The sequence below is a fragment of the Burkholderia sp. Bp9099 genome (assembly GCF_003857805.1).
In the GTDB taxonomy this organism is placed as follows: Bacteria; Pseudomonadota; Gammaproteobacteria; order Burkholderiales; family Burkholderiaceae; genus Burkholderia.
The window spans coordinates 152,561-174,616 of the sequence record NZ_QTPU01000004.1 but is presented as its reverse complement, the minus strand read 5'-3'; the positions used below and the strand labels follow the sequence as shown (position 1 = coordinate 174,616).

Annotated in this window: 22 protein-coding genes; 11 read left to right on the top strand and 11 right to left on the bottom strand. The window is 69.0% G+C overall.

What is annotated here, in order from left to right:
- Positions 1–2 precede the first annotated feature (2 nt).
- Positions 3–665, bottom strand: a complete 663-nt coding sequence (locus DIE17_RS05905) for a response regulator (protein WP_044844495.1) — start codon at positions 663–665, stop codon at positions 3–5.
- Between the two features lie 183 nt (positions 666–848).
- On the opposite strand from DIE17_RS05905, the gene dacB reads away from it, so the two are divergent.
- From dacB to DIE17_RS05890, 3 genes are all read left to right on the top strand, one after another.
- Complete coding sequence (gene dacB, locus DIE17_RS05900; RefSeq protein WP_124486928.1) at positions 849–2,384, top strand: D-alanyl-D-alanine carboxypeptidase/D-alanyl-D-alanine-endopeptidase; 1,536 nt, start codon at positions 849–851, stop codon at positions 2,382–2,384.
- Positions 2,385–2,825: 441 nt separating this feature from the next.
- A complete protein-coding gene (locus tag DIE17_RS05895) occupies positions 2,826–3,740 on the top strand; it encodes a sterol desaturase family protein (RefSeq protein ID WP_124521095.1) in 915 nt (304 codons plus the stop codon).
- Between the two features lie 95 nt (positions 3,741–3,835).
- Positions 3,836–4,981 carry an SGNH/GDSL hydrolase family protein gene (locus tag DIE17_RS05890; protein WP_124486926.1) on the top strand — a complete coding sequence of 382 codons (1,146 nt, stop codon included), beginning with the start codon at positions 3,836–3,838 and terminating at the stop codon, positions 4,979–4,981.
- Positions 4,982–5,072: 91 nt separating this feature from the next.
- Here the strand turns inward: DIE17_RS05890 and DIE17_RS05885 are convergent, their stop codons facing one another.
- The 6 genes from DIE17_RS05885 to pyk form a co-directional block, all read right to left on the bottom strand.
- A complete protein-coding gene (locus DIE17_RS05885) occupies positions 5,073–6,101 on the bottom strand; it encodes an L-threonylcarbamoyladenylate synthase (protein ID WP_044844499.1) in 1,029 nt (342 codons plus the stop codon).
- An 11-nt stretch (positions 6,102–6,112) separates the two neighbouring features.
- Positions 6,113–7,306 carry a 5-(carboxyamino)imidazole ribonucleotide synthase gene (locus tag DIE17_RS05880; RefSeq protein WP_044844500.1) on the bottom strand — a complete coding sequence of 398 codons (1,194 nt, stop codon included), beginning with the start codon at positions 7,304–7,306 and terminating at the stop codon, positions 6,113–6,115.
- An 88-nt stretch (positions 7,307–7,394) separates the two neighbouring features.
- A complete protein-coding gene (purE, locus tag DIE17_RS05875; RefSeq protein WP_044844501.1) occupies positions 7,395–7,916 on the bottom strand; it encodes a 5-(carboxyamino)imidazole ribonucleotide mutase in 522 nt (173 codons plus the stop codon).
- Between the two features lie 17 nt (positions 7,917–7,933).
- Positions 7,934–8,824: a phosphoribosylaminoimidazolesuccinocarboxamide synthase gene (locus DIE17_RS05870; RefSeq protein ID WP_124521093.1), complete on the bottom strand. Its 891-nt coding sequence runs from the start codon at positions 8,822–8,824 to the stop codon at positions 7,934–7,936.
- A 231-nt stretch (positions 8,825–9,055) separates the two neighbouring features.
- Entirely contained in the window at positions 9,056–10,120 is a 1,065-nt protein-coding gene (gene fba, locus DIE17_RS05865) for a class II fructose-bisphosphate aldolase (protein WP_044844503.1), read from the bottom strand.
- 312 nt (positions 10,121–10,432) lie between these two features.
- Positions 10,433–11,869: a pyruvate kinase gene (gene pyk / locus DIE17_RS05860; protein WP_044844504.1), complete on the bottom strand. Its 1,437-nt coding sequence runs from the start codon at positions 11,867–11,869 to the stop codon at positions 10,433–10,435.
- On the opposite strand from pyk, the gene DIE17_RS37855 reads away from it, so the two are divergent.
- Positions 11,868–11,996, top strand: a complete 129-nt coding sequence (locus DIE17_RS37855) for a hypothetical protein (protein ID WP_257773798.1) — start codon at positions 11,868–11,870, stop codon at positions 11,994–11,996. The two genes, pyk and DIE17_RS37855, sit on opposite strands and share 2 nt — an antisense overlap.
- A gap of 157 nt (positions 11,997–12,153) precedes the next feature.
- Here the strand turns inward: DIE17_RS37855 and DIE17_RS05855 are convergent, their stop codons facing one another.
- The 3 genes from DIE17_RS05855 to DIE17_RS05845 form a co-directional block, all read right to left on the bottom strand.
- Complete coding sequence (locus tag DIE17_RS05855; protein ID WP_124521091.1) at positions 12,154–13,350, bottom strand: phosphoglycerate kinase; 1,197 nt, start codon at positions 13,348–13,350, stop codon at positions 12,154–12,156.
- Between the two features lie 279 nt (positions 13,351–13,629).
- Complete coding sequence (locus DIE17_RS05850) at positions 13,630–13,953, bottom strand: AzlD domain-containing protein (RefSeq protein WP_124486924.1); 324 nt, start codon at positions 13,951–13,953, stop codon at positions 13,630–13,632.
- On the bottom strand, positions 13,950–14,705 hold the full coding sequence (locus tag DIE17_RS05845) for an AzlC family ABC transporter permease (RefSeq protein ID WP_124486923.1): 756 nt from the start codon (positions 14,703–14,705) through the stop codon (positions 13,950–13,952). The genes DIE17_RS05850 and DIE17_RS05845 overlap by 4 nt, the downstream gene beginning before the upstream one ends.
- Before the next feature lie 207 nt (positions 14,706–14,912).
- Between DIE17_RS05845 and DIE17_RS05840 the strand changes: the two genes are divergently transcribed.
- From DIE17_RS05840 to DIE17_RS05815, 6 genes are all read left to right on the top strand, one after another.
- A complete protein-coding gene (locus DIE17_RS05840; RefSeq protein ID WP_047898927.1) occupies positions 14,913–15,836 on the top strand; it encodes a branched-chain amino acid transaminase in 924 nt (307 codons plus the stop codon).
- Between the two features lie 50 nt (positions 15,837–15,886).
- Positions 15,887–16,081, top strand: coding sequence for a zinc-finger domain-containing protein (locus DIE17_RS05835; RefSeq protein WP_006749970.1), 195 nt, complete (start codon positions 15,887–15,889; stop codon positions 16,079–16,081).
- A gap of 141 nt (positions 16,082–16,222) precedes the next feature.
- Positions 16,223–17,260, top strand: a complete 1,038-nt coding sequence (gene waaF / locus DIE17_RS05830; protein ID WP_044844509.1) for a lipopolysaccharide heptosyltransferase II — start codon at positions 16,223–16,225, stop codon at positions 17,258–17,260.
- Between the two features lie 115 nt (positions 17,261–17,375).
- Positions 17,376–17,822 carry a nuclear transport factor 2 family protein gene (locus DIE17_RS05825; protein WP_006749968.1) on the top strand — a complete coding sequence of 149 codons (447 nt, stop codon included), beginning with the start codon at positions 17,376–17,378 and terminating at the stop codon, positions 17,820–17,822.
- A 33-nt stretch (positions 17,823–17,855) separates the two neighbouring features.
- Positions 17,856–18,893, top strand: a complete 1,038-nt coding sequence (locus DIE17_RS05820) for a hydrolase (protein WP_044844510.1) — start codon at positions 17,856–17,858, stop codon at positions 18,891–18,893.
- Positions 18,886–19,491 (top strand): DUF2946 family protein, encoded by a 606-nt coding sequence (locus DIE17_RS05815; RefSeq protein ID WP_044844511.1) that lies wholly within the window; start codon positions 18,886–18,888, stop codon positions 19,489–19,491. The genes DIE17_RS05820 and DIE17_RS05815 overlap by 8 nt, the downstream gene beginning before the upstream one ends.
- Positions 19,492–19,521: 30 nt before the next feature.
- On the opposite strand, the gene DIE17_RS05810 is transcribed toward DIE17_RS05815, so the two are convergent.
- The gene (locus tag DIE17_RS05810; protein WP_124521089.1) at positions 19,522–21,216 is read right to left on the bottom strand and encodes a M48 family metalloprotease; all 1,695 of its coding nucleotides are present in this window, start codon (positions 21,214–21,216) and stop codon (positions 19,522–19,524) included.
- Between the two features lie 275 nt (positions 21,217–21,491).
- On the opposite strand from DIE17_RS05810, the gene moaC reads away from it, so the two are divergent.
- Positions 21,492–21,980: a cyclic pyranopterin monophosphate synthase MoaC gene (gene moaC / locus DIE17_RS05805; protein WP_044844513.1), complete on the top strand. Its 489-nt coding sequence runs from the start codon at positions 21,492–21,494 to the stop codon at positions 21,978–21,980.
- Positions 21,981–22,056 lie beyond the last annotated feature (76 nt).

Here is a 22,056-nt window from a genome sequence, read left to right as displayed (position 1 = left end):
CGTCAGCTTTCCTTGACGACCATGTAGCCGAGCCCGCGCACGTTGCGGATCAGGTCCGAGCCGAGCTTCTTGCGCAGCGCGTGGATGTAGACCTCGACCGTGTTGCTGCCGATCTCCTCGCCCCAGCCGTACATCTTTTCCTCGAGCTGGCTTTTCGACAGCACCGCGCCGGGCCGCGCGAGCAGCGCCTCGAGCAGCGCGAACTCGCGCGCGGACAGCGCGACGGGCGCGCCGTCGAGCGTCACCTGGTGCGACGCGGGGTCGAGCGTCAGCGCGCCGTGGCGGATCAGCGACTCGCTGCGCCCCGCCTGGCGGCGGATCAGCGCGCGCATCCGCGCGCCCAGTTCGTCGAGGTCGAACGGCTTGACGAGGTAGTCGTCGGCGCCCGCGTCGAGCCCCTTCACGCGATCGGCCACCGCATCGCGCGCGGTGACGATCAGCACCGGCAGCGACTGCCCGCGCGCGCGCAGCGTGCGCAGCACGTCGATGCCGTCGCGCTTCGGCAGGCCGAGGTCGAGCAGCAGCAGGTCGTACGTCTCGCCGCCGAGCGCCGTGAGCGCGGCGTCGCCGTCCTGCACCCAGTCGACCGCGAAGCCGTCGGCGCGCAACGCCTTGCGTACGCCCTCGGCGATCATTCGATCGTCTTCAACAAGCAGAATCCGCATCGGAACCGGAACCCATCTGACGAGTAAGACATGGCGACCATTGTAGCGCCGCGAATCGGGTGCGCCGCCTGCAATGCAACAGAAAGGCGGATTGCAAGGGGCGTGTGCGCACTTGTCTCTACAATGTGCGCTCCGGCGCCGCGCGCGCCCTGCCCGAGCCCGATGCTTTTCCCGTATTCGCCCATGCCGATTTCCGATTTTTCCGCCCGGTTCGCCCCCCGCGCCCGCCCCTTCCTGCGGGCGGCCGCCGTCGTCGCCACCTGCACGGCCCTTGCGTTCGCACCGTCCGCGCAGGCCCGCAAGAAGTCCCACAAGGAAGCGCGCAAGACCGCCGTGGTGTCGCCCGCCGCGCGGGCGGCCGGCCTGCCGGCGTCCGTGCTCGTCGCACTGCAGCGGGCGAAGGTGCCGGCCTCGGCGATGAGCGTCGTCGTCGAGCGCGTCGGCGATCCCGAGCCGCTGATCGCGTGGAACGCGAGCCGGCCGATGATGCCGGCGTCGACGATGAAGCTCGTCACGACCTTCTCGGGGCTGTCGATCCTCGGCCCCGACTTCCGCTGGCGCACCACCGCGTACGCGGACGGCCCGGTCGATCCGGACGGCACGCTGCAGGGCAACCTCTACATCAAGGGCACCGGCGATCCGAAGCTCGTACCGGAGGAACTGATCGACCTCGTCGACAAGATCCGCAAGGCGGGCATCAAGCGCGTGGCCGGCGGCCTCGTGCTCGACAAGAGCTATTTCGCCGCGTCGACACGCGACCTGCCGTCGTTCGACGACGACGTGAGCGCGCCGTACAACGTCGGCCCCGATCCGCTGTTGTATGCGTTCAAGGCCGTGTCGTTCACGGTGACGCCGGGCGACGACGGCAAGATCGCCGTCGACGTGCTGCCGCCGCTCGCGAACCTGTCGATCGACAACCAGCTGGTCGAAGGCACCGGGTCGTGCGGCGCGGCGGCCGCGGCCGCGCGTCCGACGTTGTCGGCGGGCGGCGGCGGCATAATGACCGCCTCGTTCGCCGGCGACTATCCGCTGCGCTGCGGCGCGCACACCACGAACCTCGCGATCCTCGATCACACGACGTTCTTCGCACGCGGCTTCCTCGCGCTGTGGCAGCAGGACGGCGGCACGATCGCGGGCCCCGTCAGCGAAGGCAAGGTGCCAACCACCGCACGGCCGCTCGCGGTCCATCACAGCCCCGTGCTCGGCAGCATCGTCTACGACATCAACAAGTTCAGCAACAACGTGATGGCGCGCAACCTGTTCCTGACGATCGGCGCGGTCGCCGGCAAGCCGCCCGCGACGCCCGAGCAGTCGAGTCGCGCGATTCGCGCGTTCCTGCAGAAGAGCGGGATCGCGATGCCCGACCTCGACCTCGAGAACGGCTCGGGCCTGTCGCGCGAAGAACACGTGAGCGCGCAGTCGCTCGCCGCGCTGCTGCAGGCGGCGAACGCGAGCCCCGTCGCGCAGGCGTTCATCGATTCGCTGCCGATCGCCGGCATCGACGGCACGATGAAGAACCGTCTCACCAACGCCGGCGTGCTCGGCAACGCGCACATCAAGACCGGCACGCTGCGCGACGTGCGCGCGATCGCGGGCTACGTCGCGGGCGCCGACGGGCAGAGCTACATCGTCGTCAGCTTCATCAACGACGATCGCGCCGAAGGCGCGCGTGCCGCGCACGACACGCTGCTCGAATGGATCTACGCGGGCGCGCACTGACGACGCACGCGCCGCGAAGCGGCGCACGCATGCCGCGCTGCCGGCTTGCGTCGATCGCGGGCGGCGCCACATGTCGGGGCGCCCCGCACCCCGGGCGTTCTCGCCGCGCGGTTTGAAACGGTCCCGGCCGCCGGCGCGCCGCGCAGCGCCCGCCAGCCGTGCCCATGAAACGGGGCCGCACCGCGCGGCCCCGTTCCGCATGGCTTCCGTAGAAACCCTGTCCTCAAGAAAACGCCGGGCCGCCCCCAGGTTTTCCGCCCCGCACGACGCCCCCTCGGCGGCCTGGCGCGAAGCGACCGGTTTGGGCCGCTCAGAGGGAACCCTCTACGCTGCCCCCTCGCCTAGCGCGTGCCGATTGCGTAGGCTGTTGGCCTGACCGATATCTACAACGGGCCATACGCCCGGCCTCACGGCTTGCAGGGGAAAGGAGGAGACACGTCCATGCGATTCGACGTCGAATTGCTTCTGCTCGCGCTGGCGCCCGTCTTCCTGCTCTGCATCGCGTGGGAGGCCTGGCACCTCGCCCGCACGCGCGCGCAGGATCATCTCTATGCGTGGGGCGACACGCTGTGCAATGCGGCGCTCGCGCTGATGCACCAGGCCGCCGACAAGCTCGCGTGGCTGTTCGTGATCCCCGTTTATGCGTACTGCTACGCACATTTCCGGCTGTTCACGTGGCACGACGGCTGGCTGTCGTTCGCCGTGCTGTTCGTCGGCCAGGATCTCCTCTACTACGGGTTCCATCGCGCGAGCCATCGCGTGCGCTGGCTGTGGGCCGCGCACGTCGTGCACCACTCGTCCGAGCGGATGAATTTCTCGACCGCGTTCCGGCAGAGCCTGATGTATCCCGTCGCGGGCATGTGGGCGTTCTGGCTGCCGCTCGCGTTCCTCGGCTTTCCGCCGCAGCAGATCGTCGGCGTCGTGCTGATCAACCTCGCGTTCCAGTTCTTCGTGCATACGCAGGCGATCGGCAAGCTCGGCTGGCTCGAATACGTGCTCAACACGCCGTCGATCCATCGCGCGCACCATGCACGCAACCCGCGCTACATCGACCGCAATTACGCAGGTGTGCTCGTGATCTGGGATCGCCTGTTCGGCAGCTACGTCGAGGAGTCGCCCGACGATCCGCCGCAATTCGGAATCGTCGAGCCGCTCGGCTCGAACAACCCGCTCGTCGCGACGTTTCACGAGTGGGTGTCGATGGCGGCCGACGCGTTGCGCGTCCATGGATGGCGCAACAAGCTGCGCGCGATTTTCGGCCCGCCCGAATGGGCGAGCGCTTATCATGCGCAGATCGCCGAGGCCGCAAACCACGATCCGCGCACCACGCCGCTCGCGGCCGTGCGCGACCAATAATCCGCTTCAGCCAACGGCCGCCGCGCAGCCAGTACCGGAGGAGACGCGCGGCAGATGCACAATACATCAGGCCATATCTACGAGGAGATCCATCGATGCAGTCACGACAACACACTCCGTCGCGCAACCGCCAACGCCTGCTGCGCACCGCGCAAGTCGCGATCGCGGGCGCCGCGCTCGCCTTGCTCGCCGCATGCGGCGGCGGTGACGACAACAACAGCAGCAGCGCGTCGAACACGCCGCCGTCCGGCGTGAAGATGCAGATCGTATCGTTCGGCGACAGCCTGTCGGACGCCGGCACCTACTCGCAGATCAAGCTCGGCTTCGGCGGCGGCCGCTTCACGACCAACCCCGGCCAGGTGTGGACCCAGGATGTCGCGCAGTACTACGGCGACACGCTGCAGCCCGCGAACCAGGGCGGCTTCGGCATTCCGCTGCAGGCGACGGGCGGCCTCGGCTATGCACAGGGCGGCTCGCGCGTGACGCTGCAGCCGGGCATCGGCCACGCGGACGCGAGCGTGCCGAACGCCGACTACGCGCAGGCGACCACGACGCCGATCGCCGATCAGGTCAAGCAGTACCTGACGCAGCACGGCAGCTTCAACGCCGGCCAGATCGTGCTGGTCAACGGCGGCGCGAACGACATCTTCTACCAGGCGCAGGTCGCGCAGGCGCAAGGCAACACGCCGGCCGCGCAACTCGCGGCGGCGCAGGCGATCGGCCTGGCCGCGCAGCAGCTCGGCGGGATCGTCCAGCAGATCGTCGCGGCGGGCGCGGCGCACGTGTACGTGTCGAACGTGCCGGACATCGGCGGCACGCCGCTCGCGCTGCAGGGCGGCGCGCAGACGCAGGCCGCGTTCACGCAACTGTCGGGGCTGTTCAACCAGACGCTCGCCGGCACGCTGGCTGCGCTGAAGGTCGACACGACGAAGGTCGCGTTGCTCGACACGTTCACGTGGCAGGACGGCATCGCGGCCAACTACCAGGCGAACGGCTTCAGCGTGTCGAACACCGACACCGCGTGCAACCTGAAGGCGATGGTCGCGGCCGCGACGCAGTACGGCGTCGCGAACGCGACCGCATTCGGCTCGTCGCTGTTCTGCTCGCCGCAGACCTACACGGTCCCGAACGCGGACCAGACCTACATGTTCGCCGACACGGTCCACCCGACGACGCGCCTGCACGCGCTGTTCGCACAGTTCGTGGAGAAGCAGATCGCGGCTTCGGGCGTCGGCAAATAAGCCGCCCGCCACGCGCGCAAACAATAACGCCCGACCGGTTCGCCGGTCGGGCGTTGTTTCATTCCGGAGCGGACGGCGTCGGAAAGCCGCGTCAGTCGCGCGCTTCGAACGCCGCGGCCGCACGACCGAGACGATCGTTGACCGCGATCCACTCGACGGTCTCGGGCAGCTTCTCGACGAGAATGCGGGCGACCTGCGCACGATCGAGCGCGCGCAGCATCCCGTACAGATCGCGCGCATATGCCTGCGGATCTTCCGGCGCCGCGACGAAATGCACGCCGTCGGCCTGCGCCCAGCGTCCCGCGCGCGACGCGCGCGCGACGAGCGCGACGCGTTCGCCGTCGGTCTGCGCGGCCGCGAGCAGCGGCTCGAGCGCGTCGAACGGCAGCAGCGCGAGCGGCGTGCGCGGCGCGTAATGCGCCTTCAGCGTGCCGGACGCGCGCGGCGCGGTCGCATCGCTGCCGTCGGGCAGGCGCGGCGCGCGGCCGAGCACGTCGGCGATCTGCTGCGGCGTCACGTGGCCCGGGCGCAGCAGCGCCGGAAAACCGCGCGACAGGTCGAGGATCGTCGATTCGATGCCGACTTCCGACGGACCGCCGTCGAGCACGTGCACGGTGTCGCCGAATTCTTCGCGCACATGTTGAGCGGTGGTCGGGCTCACGTGGCCGAAGCGGTTCGCGGACGGCGCGGCGACGCCGCCGTGGCCGCCGCGCCGCGCGCTGAATGCGGCCAGCAGCGCCTGCGCGACCGGATGCGACGGACAGCGCAGGCCGACCGAATCCTGGCCGCCGCTCACGGCATCCGGAATGCGCGCATGACGCTTCAGGATCAGCGTCAGCGGGCCCGGCCAGAATGCATCGATCAGCGCCTGCGCATCGGCCGGCAGGTCGTCGGCCCAGTAGCCCGGGTCGCCGCCGGGCGGCAGATGCACGATCACCGGATGGTTCGCCGGCCGCCCTTTCGCCGCATAGATGCGCGCGACGGCCTCGGGATTCGCCGCGTCGCCGCCGAGCCCGTACACGGTTTCGGTCGGGAATGCGACGAGTTGCCCCGCGTCGAGCAGCGCGGCAGCCGCGTCGATCTGCGCGGGCGTCACGGTGTTCGGGAGATCGATGGACATCGGCCGGTGCCTCAGTCGAGCGGCACGCGCAGCAGCTGCGCGCACGCGGTGGCCGCGGCAACCGCGTCGTCGCGCGTCTCGGCCGTGAAGTTCACATGACCCATCTTGCGGCCGACGCGCGCTTCTTCCTTGCCGTACAGGTGCAGGTGCGCGGCCGGCATCGCGGCGACCGTGTCCCACGGCGGCGTGACTGCCTCGGCCGCACCGTTCGGAAACCACACGTCGCCGAGGATGTTCAGCATCGCGGCGGGCGAATGCTGGCGCGGGTTGCCGAGCGGCATGCGCGTCATCGCGCGCACCTGCTGCTCGAACTGGCTCGTTGCGCACGCATCGACCGTGTAGTGGCCGGAGTTGTGCGGGCGCGGCGCCATTTCGTTCGCGACGAACGAGCCGTCTTCCAGCACGAAGAATTCGACGCACAGCACGCCGACGTAGCCGAGCGTATCGGCGATCCGCACGGCTGCCTGCTGCGCCTCCTCGACGCGCGCGGCATCGGCGGCCGGCGCCGGCACGACCGTCAGCGCGAGGATGCCATTGTGATGCACGTTCTGCGCGAGCGGGAACGCGGCCGAGCGGCCGTCCGCGCCGCGCGCGATCAGCGCGGACACTTCGTATTTCAGCGGCAGGCGCTTCTCGAGCACGCACGGCACGCCGCCGAGCGACGCATGCGCGTCGCGCGCTTCCCGCGCGGTGCTCACGCGCACCTGGCCCTTGCCGTCGTAGCCGAGGCGCGCCGTCTTCAGGATGCCCGGCAGCACCGCGTCGAGCGCGGCATCGTCGAGCGCGGCGAGCGCCGCCGCCGATTCGATCACGACGTGCGGCGCGACCGGCACGCCCGACGCCTCGATGAAACGCTTCTCCGCGATCCGGTCCTGTGCGACCGCGACGCAGCGGCCGGCCGGCGCGACGAACGTCGTGCGTGCGAGGAAATCGAGGCTCGCGGCCGGCACGTTCTCGAATTCCGTCGACACGGCATCGCACAGTTCGGCCAGTTCGGCGAGCGCGGCTTCGTCGTCGTAGGCCGCGCGCAGGTGACGGTCGGCGACCGCGCCGGCGGGGCTCGTCGGATCGGGATCGAGCACGGCGACGCGATAGCCCATCGACTGGGCGGCAAAGCAGAACATGCGGCCGAGCTGGCCGCCGCCGACCATGCCCAGCCACGCGCCGGGCAGGATCGGGGAAACGGAATCAGGAGTTGCGGTCATGTCAGTGGTCGGTCGCAGCGGGCAACGCCCGCCGCAGTGGGGAGGATCAGGCGGCCGCTGGCATCGCAGTGCGGCCGCCGGTGCGCCGTCACGCGAGCGGCGGCAGCACCATCGCGTGCGCGGCTTCGTTCTGGCGCACGCGGAACGCGGCGAGCCGGTTCGCGTAGTCGACCGAGTTGCCGGACAGGATCGACACCGCGAACAGCGCGGCATTCGCGGCGCCGGCCTCGCCGATCGCGAACGTCGCGACCGGCACGCCCTTCGGCATCTGCACGATCGAGTGCAGCGAATCGACGCCCTTCAGGTACTTGCTCGCGACCGGCACGCCGAGCACCGGCACCGTGGTTTTCGCGGCCAGCATGCCGGGCAGGTGCGCGGCACCACCGGCGCCCGCGATGATCGCGCGCAGCCCGCGCTCGCGCGCCTTCTCCGCGTAGTCGAACATCTCGTCGGGCATCCGGTGCGCGGACACGACCTTCGCTTCGTACGGCACGCCGAATTCCTGCAGGATCGCGACCGCGTTCTTCATCACGTCCCAGTCGGAACTCGAACCCATCAGCACGCCGACGAGCGGCGCGCTGTGCGTGTGGGCAGTCTGGACTTCACTCATTTCGTGCGTTCCTTCGTTCAGGCGAGCGGCTGGCCGGTGATGCGCTCGAGCGCTTCCTGGTACTTCGCGGCCGTCTTCTCGACGACGTCGGCCGGCAATGCCGGTGCCGGCGCGGTCTTGCCCCACGGCTGCGCCTCGAGCCAGTCGCGCACGAACTGCTTGTCGAACGACGGCGGGTTGGTGCCGACCTGGTACTGGTCGGCCGGCCAGAAGCGCGACGAATCGGCCGTCAGCACTTCGTCCATCAGGTACAGCTTGCCGTGGTTGTCGAGGCCGAATTCGAACTTCGTGTCGGCGATGATGATGCCGCGCGTCGCCGCGTAGTCAGCTGCTTCCTTGTACAGACGGATCGAGATGTCGCGGATCGTCGCGGCCAGCTCGGTGCCGATGCGGCGCTCGGTTTCCTCGAACGTGATGTTCTCGTCGTGCTCGCCGAGCTCGGCCTTCGCGGCCGGCGTGAAGATCGGCTCGGGCAGCTTCTGCGCGTTCTGCAGGCCTTCCGGCAGCTTGACGCCGCACACGGCGCCCGACGCCTGGTATTCCTTCCAGCCGCTGCCGGCCAGGTAGCCGCGCACGACCGCCTCGATCATGATCGGCTCGAGGCGCTTGACGACCACGGCGCGGCCCTTGACCTGCTCGACCTCGTCGGCCGCGACGACCGCTTCCGGCGTGTCGCCCGTCAGGTGGTTCGGCACGATGTGCGCGAGCTTGTCGAACCAGAAGTTCGCCATCTGGTTCAGCACGCGGCCCTTGTTCGGAATCGGCTCGCCCATGATCACGTCGAATGCCGACAGGCGATCGGTCGTGACGATCAGGAGCTTGTCGTTGCCGACCGCGTAGTTGTCGCGGACCTTGCCGCGACCGAGGAGCGGCAGCGAGCGGAGCGTGGATTCGTAAAGGGTAGACATCGTCTTTTCGCAGATAAGGAGCCAAACAAAAAGGGAAACGCCGTTCCCCGCGGCAGGCGGGAACGGCGGTCTTGCAATGCGTCGGCGAACCGCCGGGAGATCACGCCCGTCGGTTGCCGGCCGGCCCTTGTTCGGCCGGACGGAACGGCTGCCGGAGCCGGATCCGATCCGGCCCCAAGGCAGTCAGCCCCGGCCCGGCGCGAAACCGGGCGGGGCAATCGTACTACAGTCTCAGCGCACGACCTGCGCGAGCGCGCCGGACTTGTACTGTTCGGCGATCTTGTCGAGCGACACCGGCTTGATCTTCGCGGCCTGGCCTTCGCAGCCGAACGCGAGGTAGCGGTCGACGCAGACCTGCTTCGCCGCTTCGCGCGCGGGCTTCAGGTAGTCGCGCGGATCGAACTTGCCCGGGTTCTCGAACAGGTAGCGGCGGATCGCGCCGGTGATCGCGAGACGCAGGTCGGTGTCGATGTTGATCTTGCGCACGCCGTGCTTGATGCCTTCCTGGATTTCCTCGACCGGCACGCCGTAGGTTTCCTTCATGTCGCCGCCGAATTCGCGGATCTCGGCCAGCAGTTCCTGCGGCACCGACGACGAACCGTGCATCACGAGGTGCGTGTTCGGGATGCGTGCGTGGATTTCCTTGATGCGCTGGATCGACAGGATGTCGCCCGTCGGCTTCTTCGAGAACTTGTACGCGCCGTGCGAGGTACCGATCGCGATCGCGAGCGCGTCGCACTGCGTGAGCTTCACGAAGTCGGCGGCCTGCTCCGGATCGGTCAGCAGCTGCTCGCGGGTCATCGTGCCTTCCGCGCCGTGGCCGTCTTCCTTGTCGCCCTTCATCGTCTCGAGCGAGCCGAGCACGCCGAGTTCGGCTTCGACCGTCACGCCGATCGAGTGCGCCATCTCGACGACCTTGCGCGACACGTCGACGTTGTATTCGTACGAGGCGACCGTCTTGCCGTCGGCTTCGAGCGAACCGTCCATCATCACGCTGGTGAAACCGCTGCGGATCGCGGCCGTACAGACCGCCGGCGACTGGCCGTGATCCTGGTGCATCACGACCGGGATGTGCGGATACGACTCGACCGCCGCTTCGATCAGGTGGCGCAGGAACGGCTCGCCCGCGTACTTACGCGCACCGGCCGATGCCTGCATGATCACGGGCGCGCCGACCTGGTCCGCTGCCGCCATGATCGCCTGGACCTGCTCCAGGTTGTTCACGTTGAAGGCCGGCAGGCCGTAACCGTGCTCTGCCGCGTGGTCCAGCAATTGACGCATTGATACGAGAGGCATTGTGGAACTCCTTGGAATGAAAACCGGTGCGCCCTGACGCCGGCGCGGCGCTCGCTCCCCGTCGAATCCGGGGCGGCACAGCGCGGCTGAGCGTCGAATAGCCGCATTTTATCGCGAAGCGCCTCCGATTCCGACCGCCCGGTGGCGCGTACTCGCATTTTGTTACCTTCGCACGGCACAATGCGGCCAAAAAACAGAAAAAAAGCCGCGCGGGGCATCGAACCCCACGCGGCTTTCGTCGAATAAACGGTGCCCGATCAGTTCGGGCGGCCGTCGGACCGGTCGACGGACCGGCCCGGTGCACGCCGGCGCTCAATAATGTTCGCCGACCCGCACGATCTTCAGCGTGTTGGTGCCGCCCGCCTGCCCCATCGGCTCGCCGACGGTCAGCACGACCATGTCGCCGTGCTGCACGTAGCCCTGCTTGACGACGATCTCGAGCGCCGCCTGCAGCGCCGAGTCGCGGTCGCTGTTGAAGTCGACGTGCAGCGGCGTCACGTTACGGTACAGCGCCATCGTGCGCTCGCTGCCGACGCGCGGCGTCAGCGCGAAGATCGGCACGTGCGTGTAGTGACGCGACATCCACAGCGCGGTCGCGCCCGATTCGGTCAGCGCGACGATCGCCTTGGCACCCAGGTGATAGGCGGTAAACAACGCGCCCATCGCGATCGACTGGTCGATCCGCGTGAACGTGCGGTCGAGGAAATCCTTGTCGAGTTCGACGTGCTCCGACTTTTCCGCCTCGACGCACACGGCCGCCATCGTCTCGATCGTGACGACCGGGTACTTGCCGGCGGCCGTCTCGGCCGACAGCATCACCGCGTCGGTGCCGTCGAGCACCGCGTTCGCGACGTCCGACACTTCCGCGCGGGTCGGCACGGGCGCGTGGATCATCGATTCCATCATCTGCGTCGCGGTGATCACGAGCTTGTTCGACTCGCGCGCCATCCGGATCATGCGCTTCTGCAGCGCCGGCACGGCCGCGTTGCCGACTTCCACCGCGAGGTCGCCGCGCGCGACCATGATGCCGTCGGACGCGTCGAGGATGCTCTGCAGCGCCGGAATCGCTTCCGCGCGCTCGATCTTCGCGATCATCTTCGGCTTGATGCCGTACGGCGCGCCCGCGATGTTCGCGAGCTGGCGCGCCATTTCCATGTCGGTCGCGTTCTTCGGGAACGACACCGCGACGAGATCCGCGCCGAGCGACATCGCCGTGCGGATGTCTTCCATGTCCTTCGCGGTCAGCGCGGGCGCCGACAGGCCGCCGCCCTGGCGGTTGATCCCCTTGTTGTTCGACAGCTCGCCGCCCACCTTGACGATCGTGTGAATCTCGTCGCCGAGCACGCGCTCGACGGTCAGCACGATCAGGCCGTCGTTCAGCAGCAGCAGGTCGCCCGGCTTCAGGTCGCGCGGCAGCTCCTTGTAGTCGAGGCCGACCCGCTCGTCGTTGCCGAGCTCGCAGCCCGCGTCGAGGATGAAGGCCTGACCCGGCACGAGCGTCGTCTTGCCGTTCTCGAACTTGCCAACGCGGATCTTCGGGCCCTGGAGGTCGGCCATGATCGCGATCTCGCGGCCGACCCTGCGGGCGGCCTCGCGCACCATCTCGGCGCGCTGGCGGTGATCGTCGGCCGTGCCGTGCGAAAAATTGAGCCGCACGACGTCGAGGCCCGCCTGCATCATCTGCAGCAGAATCTCCGGCGAACTGGAAGCCGGGCCGATCGTGGCGACTATCTTGGTGGCGCGCTGCATGAAACTCCTCATCTGGATCAAGGTGGATGCGCTGGGTGAAACGCTGCGAGAGCCGGAATCGGCGAGCCCAGCGGCGGCCGTTCCGGGGGGCGTGCCGGTGCTTGCGCCCGGCATCGCTTTGTTCTGAATCTCGTGGTGCTGCATGGCCGCGTCGCCGGCGGCCGCCGGTGCGCGCGGGGTGGAGTTCGCCCGCGCGGGCGCGCGTTTGCGCTTGCCCGCGCCGGCCGGCTGCTCCGCTTTCGCGGAGCGCGCGGCCTTCGTCACCCCTGCGCGCGCCACCACGCTCAGGCCGCCCGCGTTTCGAGCACTTCCACGGCCGGCAGCTTCTTCCCCTCGAGGAACTCGAGGAAGGCGCCGCCGCCCGTCGAGATGTAGCTGACCTGGTCGTGGATGCCGTACTTCGCGATGGCCGCGAGCGTGTCGCCGCCGCCCGCGATCGAGAACGCGGACGATTTGGCGATCGCTTCGGCGAGCGTCTTGGTGCCGTTGCCGAACTGGTCGAACTCGAACACGCCGACCGGGCCGTTCCACACGATCGTGCCGGCCTTCTCGAGCTGGCTGGCGAGCGCGCGGGCCGTATCCGGGCCGATGTCGAGGATCATGTCGTCCGCTTCGATGTCGGCGACCTGCTTCACCGTGGCTGCTGCCGTCGGCGAGAATTCCTTGGCGGTGACGACGTCGCTCGGGATCGGCACCGACGCGCCGCGCTCGCGCGCCTCGTCGATGATCGCCTTCGCCTCGGCGACGAGATCGGCTTCCGCGAGCGACTTGCCGATCGACAGGCCGGCCGCAAGCATGAACGTGTTCGCGATGCCGCCGCCGACGATCAGCTGGTCGACCTTGCCGGCCAGCGACTTGAGAATGGTCAGCTTGGTCGACACCTTGGAACCGGCGACGATCGCGACCAGCGGACGCGCCGGGTTGCCGAGCGCCTTGCCGAGCGCGTCGAGTTCGGCGGCCAGCAGCGGGCCCGCGCATGCGACGGGCGCGTACTTCGCGATCCCGTGGGTGGTCGCTTCCGCGCGGTGCGCGGTGCCGAACGCGTCGTTCACGTACACGTCGCAGAGCTTCGCCATCTTCTGGGCGAGCTCGTCCGAATTCTTCTTCTCGCCCTTGTTCACGCGGCAGTTCTCGAGCAGCACGACCTGGCCCGGCGCGACGTTCACGCCGTTCTCGACCCAGTTCGAGACGAGCGGCACGTCGCGGCCGAGCAGTTCGGCGAGTCGCTTCGCGACCGGCGCGAGCGAGTCTTCCGGCTTGAATTCGCCTTCGGTCGGACGACCGAGGTGCGACGTGACCATCACGGCCGCGCCGGCGTCGAGCGCGGCCTGGATGGCCGGCACGGACGCGCGCACGCGCGTGTCTTCGGTGATGTTGCCTTGATCGTCCTGCGGGACGTTCAGGTCGGCGCGGATGAACACCCGCTTGCCGGCGAGCTGGCCGGCGGCGATCAGGTCGGTAAGACGCTTGACTTGGCTCATGTTGAACAGATTGAAGTAGTGGATGGGGAAAGGGGGTTCACGCTGGACGTGCGCGGGCTGCCGCGAAAGGGCGCCGGATGCGGCCGTGGCTGGCGGTTCGCATGACGCGCACGGGTAAAAAATCTCGAACGGGCATTCTAGCCGATCCATCCGGCAGACTGACCCGTGCGGCGGCGAATTCCGCCTATTTGGGATCGCGCGTGGCCATCGACACATTGCCGCAACGCAGCAATGCGCGCGCGCCAGCGGCCGGCCCCGGCCGGCCGGCGCGGCGATTCGTCAGAAGATCAGGCGCAGCACGGTGAAGACGAGCATCCCGATGACGATCGTACCGAGCATGCTGCGCCGCCACAAGAACCAGCCGAGGCCGGCGAGCGCCGCGTAGAACGGGTGATTGGACAGCGCGAACGACAGCCCGGCCGGCGTTTCGAGCACGTCGGGCAGCACGACCGCGACGAGCGCGGCGGCCGGCGCGTAGCGCAGCGCGCGCTGGGCGCGCTCGGGCAGCACGGTGCGTTCGCCGCCGAGCAGGAACAGCGCGCGCGTGACGGCCGTGACGACCGTCATCCCGACGATGACGATCCAGATCTCGGTCGCGCTCATTCGATCTCCTTCTCGTGCACGGTTTCGGTACGGATGCGCCGCCAGTCGGCCCGTTCGACGAAGAAATCGGCCATGCTGCCCGCCGCGAGCGCGGCCAGCACCGCGATCGGCAGCGCGAGCCGGTACGGCAGGTCGAACGCGACGAGCGACACGATGCCGGCGACCGCGACGGCCGCGAGCGTCGAGCGGTTCGCGACCGCCGACACCATGATCGGGATCAGCGCGAGCGTGCCGGCCAGCTCCAGCCCCCAGCTCGCGGGAACGAAGCTCGCGAGCAGGATGCCGGCGAGCGACGACGCCTGCCACGACGCCCAGCTCGCGAGCGCCATCCCCCAGAAATACGCCTCCTTGCCCGGCACGTGGCCGTTCGCGAAGCCCTGTTTCTGGAACAGCAGGTAGATCACGTCGCCGTTGAAATAGCCGATCGCGAGGCGCCGCCACAGCGGCAGGTAGGAAAAATGGGGAGCAAGCCCGGCGCTGAAGATCACGAAGCGCAGGTTGACCATCGTGGCCGTGAGCAGGATCGTCCAGATCGGCAGCTTCGCGACGAGGAGCGGCAGCACCGCGAGCTGCGACGAGCCCGCGTAGACGAAGATCGACATCGCGCTCGCCTGCCCGAGCGTCATCACCGACTTGCTCATCGCGACGCCGGTGACGAGCCCCCAGGACAGGATCGCCATCAGGGTCGGGGAATAGTCACGCGCGCCCTGGATCAGCGCGAAGCGGTCGGTGGCGGACAATCGAGCGAGCATGGGAAAGCGGGCCGCAGCGGGCGGTTCGTCCGGGCTCCGGCGTCTCCCGCCGGCACGGCCCGTCGTCATTGGAATCGGTGCCGGACGATTATAGCCCCGGCCCTCGGCCGACCGACCGGCTCGACGCCAAATGACGCTAAAATATGCGTCTTTCCGGCTCAACGCTGCACACAACCCGCAGCACCTCACCGCTTCCAGGAGAATCCTATGTCAATGGCCGACCGCGACGGCAAGATCTGGATGGACGGCAAGCTGATCGACTGGCGCGACGCCAAGATCCACGTCCTGACCCATACGCTGCACTACGGCATGGGCGTCTTCGAGGGCGTGCGTGCGTACAAGACGGCCGACGGCAGCACCGCGATCTTCCGTCTGCGCGAGCACACCAAACGTCTGCTGAATTCGGCGAAGATCTTCCAGATGGACGTGCCGTTCGACCGGGAAACGCTCGAAGCCGCGCAGCTCGAAGTCGTGCGCGAGAACAAGCTCGAGTCGTGCTACCTGCGCCCGATCATCTGGGTCGGCTCGGAAAAGCTCGGCGTGTCGGCGAAGGGCAACACGATCCACGTCGCGATCGCCGCATGGCCGTGGGGCGCGTACCTCGGCGAGGAAGGCCTCGCGAAGGGCATCCGCGTGAAGACGTCGTCGTTCACGCGCCACCACGTGAACGTGTCGATGGTGCGCGCGAAGGCGTCGGGCTGGTACGTGAACTCGATCCTCGCGAACCAGGAAGCGACCGCCGACGGCTACGACGAAGCGCTGCTGCTCGACGTCGACGGCTACGTGTCGGAAGGCTCCGGCGAGAACTTCTTCCTGGTGAACAACGGCAAGCTGTACACGCCCGACCTGTCGTCGTGCCTCGACGGCATCACGCGCGACACGGTCATCACGCTCGCGAAGGACGCCGGCATCGAGGTGATCGAGAAGCGCATCACGCGCGACGAGGTCTACACGGCCGACGAGGCGTTCTTCACGGGCACGGCCGCCGAAGTCACGCCGATCCGCGAACTCGACAACCGCACGATCGGCAGCGGCGCGCGCGGCCCGGTCACGGAAAAGCTCCAGTCGGCGTTTTTCGATATCGTGTCGGGCAAGAACGCGAAGTACGCGCACTGGCTGACGAAGGTCTGAGTGCGCTGCGCCACCGACCGCCCCACAAAAGAGTGATAAGAGAAAGTCTCATGAGCGAAATCAAGGAAATGCCGCTGGTCGAGCTGACGGCCAAGGATCTCCCCGCCTACTGCCCGAACCCGGCCATGGCGCGCTGGAGCGCGCACCCGCGCGTGTTCATCGACGTCTCGCACGGCGAGGCGCGCTGCCCGTACTGCGGCACGCGCTACAAGCTGCGCGACGGCGAGGTGGTCAAGGGCCACTGAGCCCCGGCCGGCCGGGCCCGCGGGCCCGCCGCACGCAAGGCGGCGCAGCCGGAATCCCGGCGCGCCGCCCTTTTCCTGTTCTGACAACCCGAACGCGGTGCCTGTGCGCCGTGCTTCATTACGACATCGGAAGTCGACCTGATGCGTCGAGCGCTGGTTATCGCACCGAACTGGATCGGTGACGCATTGATGGCGCAGCCGCTTTTTGCGCTGCTGAAGAAGCTCCATCCCCGCATCGCGATCGATGCCGTCGCGCCCACCTGGGTCGCGCCCGTGCTCGAGCGGATGCCCGAGATCCACGATGTCTACGCGACCGACCTCGCGCACGGCAAGCTGCAGCTGCTGCGCCGCTGGCAGCTCGCGAGCGACCTGCGCGACGTCGGCTACGACGCGGCGTACGTGCTGCCGAATTCGCTGAAGTCCGCGGTGATCCCGTGGCTCGCGAACATCCCGCTGCGGATCGGCTACACGGGCGAGCATCGCTACGGCCTGCTGAACGTGCGGCACGCGAACCCGGACAAATCGGCCGAGCGAGCGCCGATGACGACCCACTACGCGGCGCTCGCGTATGCGCCGGGCGCGAAGCTGCCCGAGTCGATGAAGACGCTGCCCGCGCCGCGCCTCGACGCCGACCTGAACGAGACGGCGCGCGTGTCCGCGCGTTTCAATCTCGATACGCGCAAGCCGCTCGTCGTGTTCTGCCCGGGCGCGGAATACGGCCCGGCCAAGCGCTGGCCGCCCGAACATTTCGCGACGCTCGCGACGATCGTCCACCAGTCGTTCCCGTACACGCAGATCGTCGCACTCGGCTCGCAGAAGGACGCCGCCGCCGCGCAGGCGATCGCCGACCACGCGCCGAACGTGCGCAACCTGTGCGGGCAGACGTCGCTGTCCGAGGCATGTGCGCTGATCGCGCGCGCGAACGCGGTCGTGACCAACGATTCGGGGCTGATGCACGTCGCGGCCGCGTTGCGCCGGCCGCTCGTCGCGCTGTACGGATCGACCGATCCGCGCCACACTCCTCCGCTGTCTGACCTGGCGAAGGTACAATGGCTGCATCTCGAATGCAGTCCCTGCTTCGAACGCGAGTGCCCGCTCGGCCATCTGAAGTGCCTGCGCGAACTCGGTCCCGAGCAGGTATTCGGCGATTTGCGCGGCATGCTCGTCGGGCAGCGCTGACCCTGGCCGGCAGCGTCGCACGACGCGCCGGGCAATCCGATTCACCGGTGTACGGCGGCTCCATCCGGGCCGCCGTGCTGAATACGGCGCGCGACGCGCGCGAGAGATAACCCCGATGCCACGTTTTGCCCGCCTTTTCGAAGCCGCTGCCGATACGCTGAACGCCTACTACCAGGCCGTCGCCGATGCCAATCTCGACGCGCTGCTGGGGTTGTGGATCGACGAGGACTTCGCCAGCTGCGTCTGGGCCGACGGCGAGCATCTGCACGGCCTCGACCAGATCCGCAGCGGGCTGGCCAACCGGCTCGCGACGCGCCCCGTGACGATCGAACCGCTCGACATCCGCGTATACGACAGCCTCGGCACCGTCGTCTACACGATCGCCGAAGCGCATCAGCAGGCCGACCTGACGGCCGAACCCGACATGGTTTTCGCCACGTACGTGATGATTCACGAACGCGGCGAGTGGCGCATCGCGCATATTCACGCGAGCCCGATTCCCGAACAAGCGGCCGGACAATTCGCCGCGAAGATCCGTCACGGGCAGGGTCCGCTGCACTGACGAAGAACGAAGCAACGCATTAGCGGGGCGATCATGAGTACGGCTTCTCCGCCCACCTCGCCGCTGACAGGGGCCCCGGCCCCCGACGACGATTCACTGCGCTATCGCGCACCGCGCTGGCTGCCGAACAGCCATGCCCAAACCATCGTGCCCGCGCTGTTCGCACGGCGTCCGGCGGTCGCGTACCGACGCGAGCGATGGGAAACCCCCGACCACGACTTCATCGATCTCGACTGGGTCGCGCATCTCGACAGTGCCGCGCCGCCGCCCGACGCGCCGCTGTTCGTGCTGTTCCACGGCCTCGAAGGCAGTTCCGGCTCGCACTACGCGCTGGCAATGATGGCCGCCGCGCGCGCGAAGGGCTGGCACGCCGTCGTCCCGCACTTTCGCAGCTGCAGCGGCGAACTCAACCGGCAGCCGCGCTTCTACCATCTCGCCGACAGCGCCGAGGTCGACTGGATCCTGCGCCGGCTCGCCGCGCGGCATCGCGGGCCGATCGTCGCGGCCGGCGTGTCGCTCGGCGGCAACGTGCTGCTGCGCTGGCTCGGCGAGCACCGCAGCGACACGTCGATCGTGCACGCGGCCGCCGCGATCTCGACGCCGATCGACGTGCACGCGGGCGGCCGCGCGCTGTCGCAGGGCTTCGCGATGGTCTATACGCGCAGCTTCCTGAAGACGCTGAAACGCAAGGCGCTCGCGAAGCTCGACCAGTATCCGGGGCTGTTCGACCGCGACGCGATGCTGCGGGCCGTGACGATGCGCGACTTCGACGAAGTCGTGACCGCACCGCTGCACGGCTTCGCCGACGCCGACGACTACTGGACCCAGGCCACGACGCGCCCGCTGCTGCCCGCGATCGACGTGCCCACCCTGATCCTCAACGCCCGCAACGATCCGTTCCTGCCCGAATCCGCGCTGCCGAGTGCCGCCGACGTGTCGCCGGCCGTCGAGCTCGACCAGCCGGCGGACGGCGGCCATGCGGGATTCATGACCGGGCCGTTCCCCGGCCGCCTCGACTGGCTGTCGGCGCGGGTGTTCGGCTATTGCTCGAAATTCGTCGACCATGGATGACATCGTCAGGCAGGCCCTCGCCAAGTGGCCGAACGTGCCGCACTGCACCGGCTGGCTGCTGCTCGACCGGCGCGGCGAATGGCGGCTGCGCGACGACGCCGCGCAGGCCGCCGGCGAGCTCGGCTCGCCGGTCCGGCATGCGGCGCTGAACGCGTTCATCGGGCGCAACTACGAATGCGATGCGCACGGCCAGTGGTTCTTCCAGAACGGGCCGCAACGCGTGTATGTCGAGCTCGCCTATACGCCGTGGGTCGTGCGCCTGGCCGAGCGCGACGGGCAGCTCACGCTGGCCGACCAGACCGGCGCGCCGTTCGAGCCGGACGCCGCGTGGCTCGACGATGCGGGCGGCGTGCTGTTGCGCGCGCCCGGCACGCCGCCGCGCATCGCGGCGTTGCACGACCACGACCTCGGCCTGTTCGCCGATCACGCGGACTTCGACGCGACGCCGCCCGTGCTGCGCTGGCGCGACGGGCGCACGCTGCCGCTCGGCAGTCTCGCCCGTGCCGACGTGCCGGCGACGTTCGGCTTCGTCGCGAGTCCCGCGCAGCGGGCGCACGATACGTCGGGCGCGCCGAACGGCGGCAGCACCGGAAGCTGAAGCGCAAGCGCCCTGCCCGTCTGACGGCCGTCATCCGCGGCCGTTCTTCTCGTCCTCGCGCTCCTCCTTGTAGCGCGCCTCGAATTCCAGCAGCCGCGCGCCGATGATCGACTGGTCGTAGAACGACACGTCCTTCGCGTCGCGCGCCTCCTTCAGCTGGCGAATCGCCGACGGCCACGCGCCGTCGAGCGCCAGCTTCTCCGCGAGCGCGCGGCGCCGCGCGAGCACGTCGCCACGGCCGTCGCTCGCCTTCGCGAGGTAATCCCACCAGTCCGGCTGCTCGGGGTCCGCCTGCGCCTGGTTGCGCGCGAGCGCCTGTGCGTCGGCGAAGCGGCGTTCGGCGATCAGCGCCTGCAGGTGCGCGACGATCGCCGCATGCGACGCCGGCCAGCGCCGCTGCGCGAGCGCCGCGAGCCGCACCGCGTCGTCGGTCCGTCCCGCGCGGCGGGCGATGTCGGCCGCAAGCACGTCGAGGCTCGGCGAACTCGTCGCCGGATCGTCCGCGCGCCGCTCGCGCGCGTCGAACGCGGCGCGCGCCGACGCGAGCGCCTTGTCGGCCGCATCGTACTGGCCGAGCAGCGTGTTCGCGAGCGCGATCCCGTACGCGTTCGCCGCGACGTTCGGTGCCGTCCGATCGTCGAGCTCGAGCTGCATCCGGCGCACCTCGGCCGCGATGTCGTTCGGCGCGCGGTTCTGCAGAATGCGCAACCGCGCGCGCACGAAGCCATATTCGGCCGACTGGTGCGGCTGCCGATACGGCGCGCGGCGTGCGCGATCCTCCATGTCGGCGATCCGCTCGCCCGTCAGCGGGTGCGTGCGCGCATAGGCCGGCACGCCCGCGTCGCCCATCGACGTGCGCTCGAGCCGTTCGAAGAAGCCCGGCATCCCGTACGGGTCGTAGCCGGCACCGGCGAGCAGCTGGAACCCGACGCGGTCGGCTTCGCGCTCGGCCGACCGCGAGAAGCGCAGCTGATTGTCGACCGCATAGGCCTGCCCGCCCATCGCGATCGCGCTGCCGAGATCGCCGCTGCGCGCGAGCACGCCTGCCAGCACGCCGAGCAGCATCGTCGCGAGCGCCGTGTAGCCGGTCTTCTCGTTCGCGCCGATCATCCGCGCGATGTGCCGCTGCAGCACGTGGCCCATCTCGTGGCCGACCACCGATGCGAGTTCGGATTCCGTCTGCGTCGTGACGACCAGCCCGCTGTTGATGCCGATGAAGCCGCCCGGCATCGAGAACGCGTTGATCTGCGGATCGCGCACCGGGAACAGTTCGAAGTCCGGCATGTAGCCGCCGATGTAGCGCGCCGCCGCAGCCGCCGCGAGCCGCTTCGCGATCGCGTTCAGGTAATCGCGTGCGAGCCAGTCGTCGAGATAGTCCGGATCGCGCCGCACCTCGCGCATCACGCGCTCGCCGAGACGGCGTTCGGCCTGCGGCGTGAGCGAACCGCCGGAGCCGTCGCCGAGGTCGGGCAGCTCCAGCGTGCGCAGCGGCGCGCGCAGGCTCGCGCCGGGCGCGGACGCGCCGTCGGCGCCGGCAAACCGGCTTTCCGCGCCGCCGTAGGTGCCGAACACGCCGGTCGCGATGCCCGACGGCACCGTGGAGATCGACGGCGAGGCGCCGGTCGCCGGCTCGAGCGGCAGCGCGGAGGTGCGCTGTGCATGGCCGCTCGGCGGCAGCGCGAGCGCCGCCGAAAGCAGCACGGCAAGCAACTGTTTGACACGCATGGCAGGATGAAAGCGACGCCGCACCGCGCGCCGGGCGCGCATTGCGGCGTGTGGTCTGAATATTCGGGTCATTGTACCGGCGACATCGCAACTGTCCCGTGCGGCAAGTGCGCCATCTGCGCGCCCGGTGCCGCGAAGGCCACTGCTATGATAGGCGCCCGTTGAAACGTTGGATCGGATCGGGGTGCAGAGAGGGATTCGGCGCCCCAGCCGGTCACGAAGCAGGATCGGGTGACGTGCTCGCGCGTGCGCACGCCGTTCCACTGGAGCAAGACATGTCAGGACTGACCCATTTCGACGCCGCCGGCCACGCACACATGGTCGACGTCGGCGGCAAGCAGGAAACGCAACGCATCGCGATCGCGCGCGGCACGATCCGGATGCTGCCGGCGACCTTCGCGCTGATCCGCGACGGCAAGGCGAAGAAAGGCGACGTGCTCGGCGTCGCGCGGATCGCCGCGATCCAGGGCGCGAAGCGCACCGCCGACCTCATTCCGCTGTGTCACCCGCTCGCGCTGACGCGCGTGGCCGTCGACTTCGAACTCGACGATGCGCTGCCGGGCGTGCACTGCGTCGCGCAGGTCGAGACGTTCGGGCGGACCGGCGTCGAGATGGAAGCGCTGACGGCCGTGCAGGTCGGGTTGCTCACCGTGTACGACATGTGCAAGGCGGTGGATCGCGGGATGGTGATCACCGAGGTGAGCGTGCGGGAAAAGCGCGGCGGGAAGTCGGGGGACTGGAAGGCGGAGGATGTCGCGGGCTGAGCGGCCCGGGCCTGGTCGATCCGGCCTGAACCACCCACGCCCGACCATTGCCCGACCGGGTGACGTGCACGCCCTG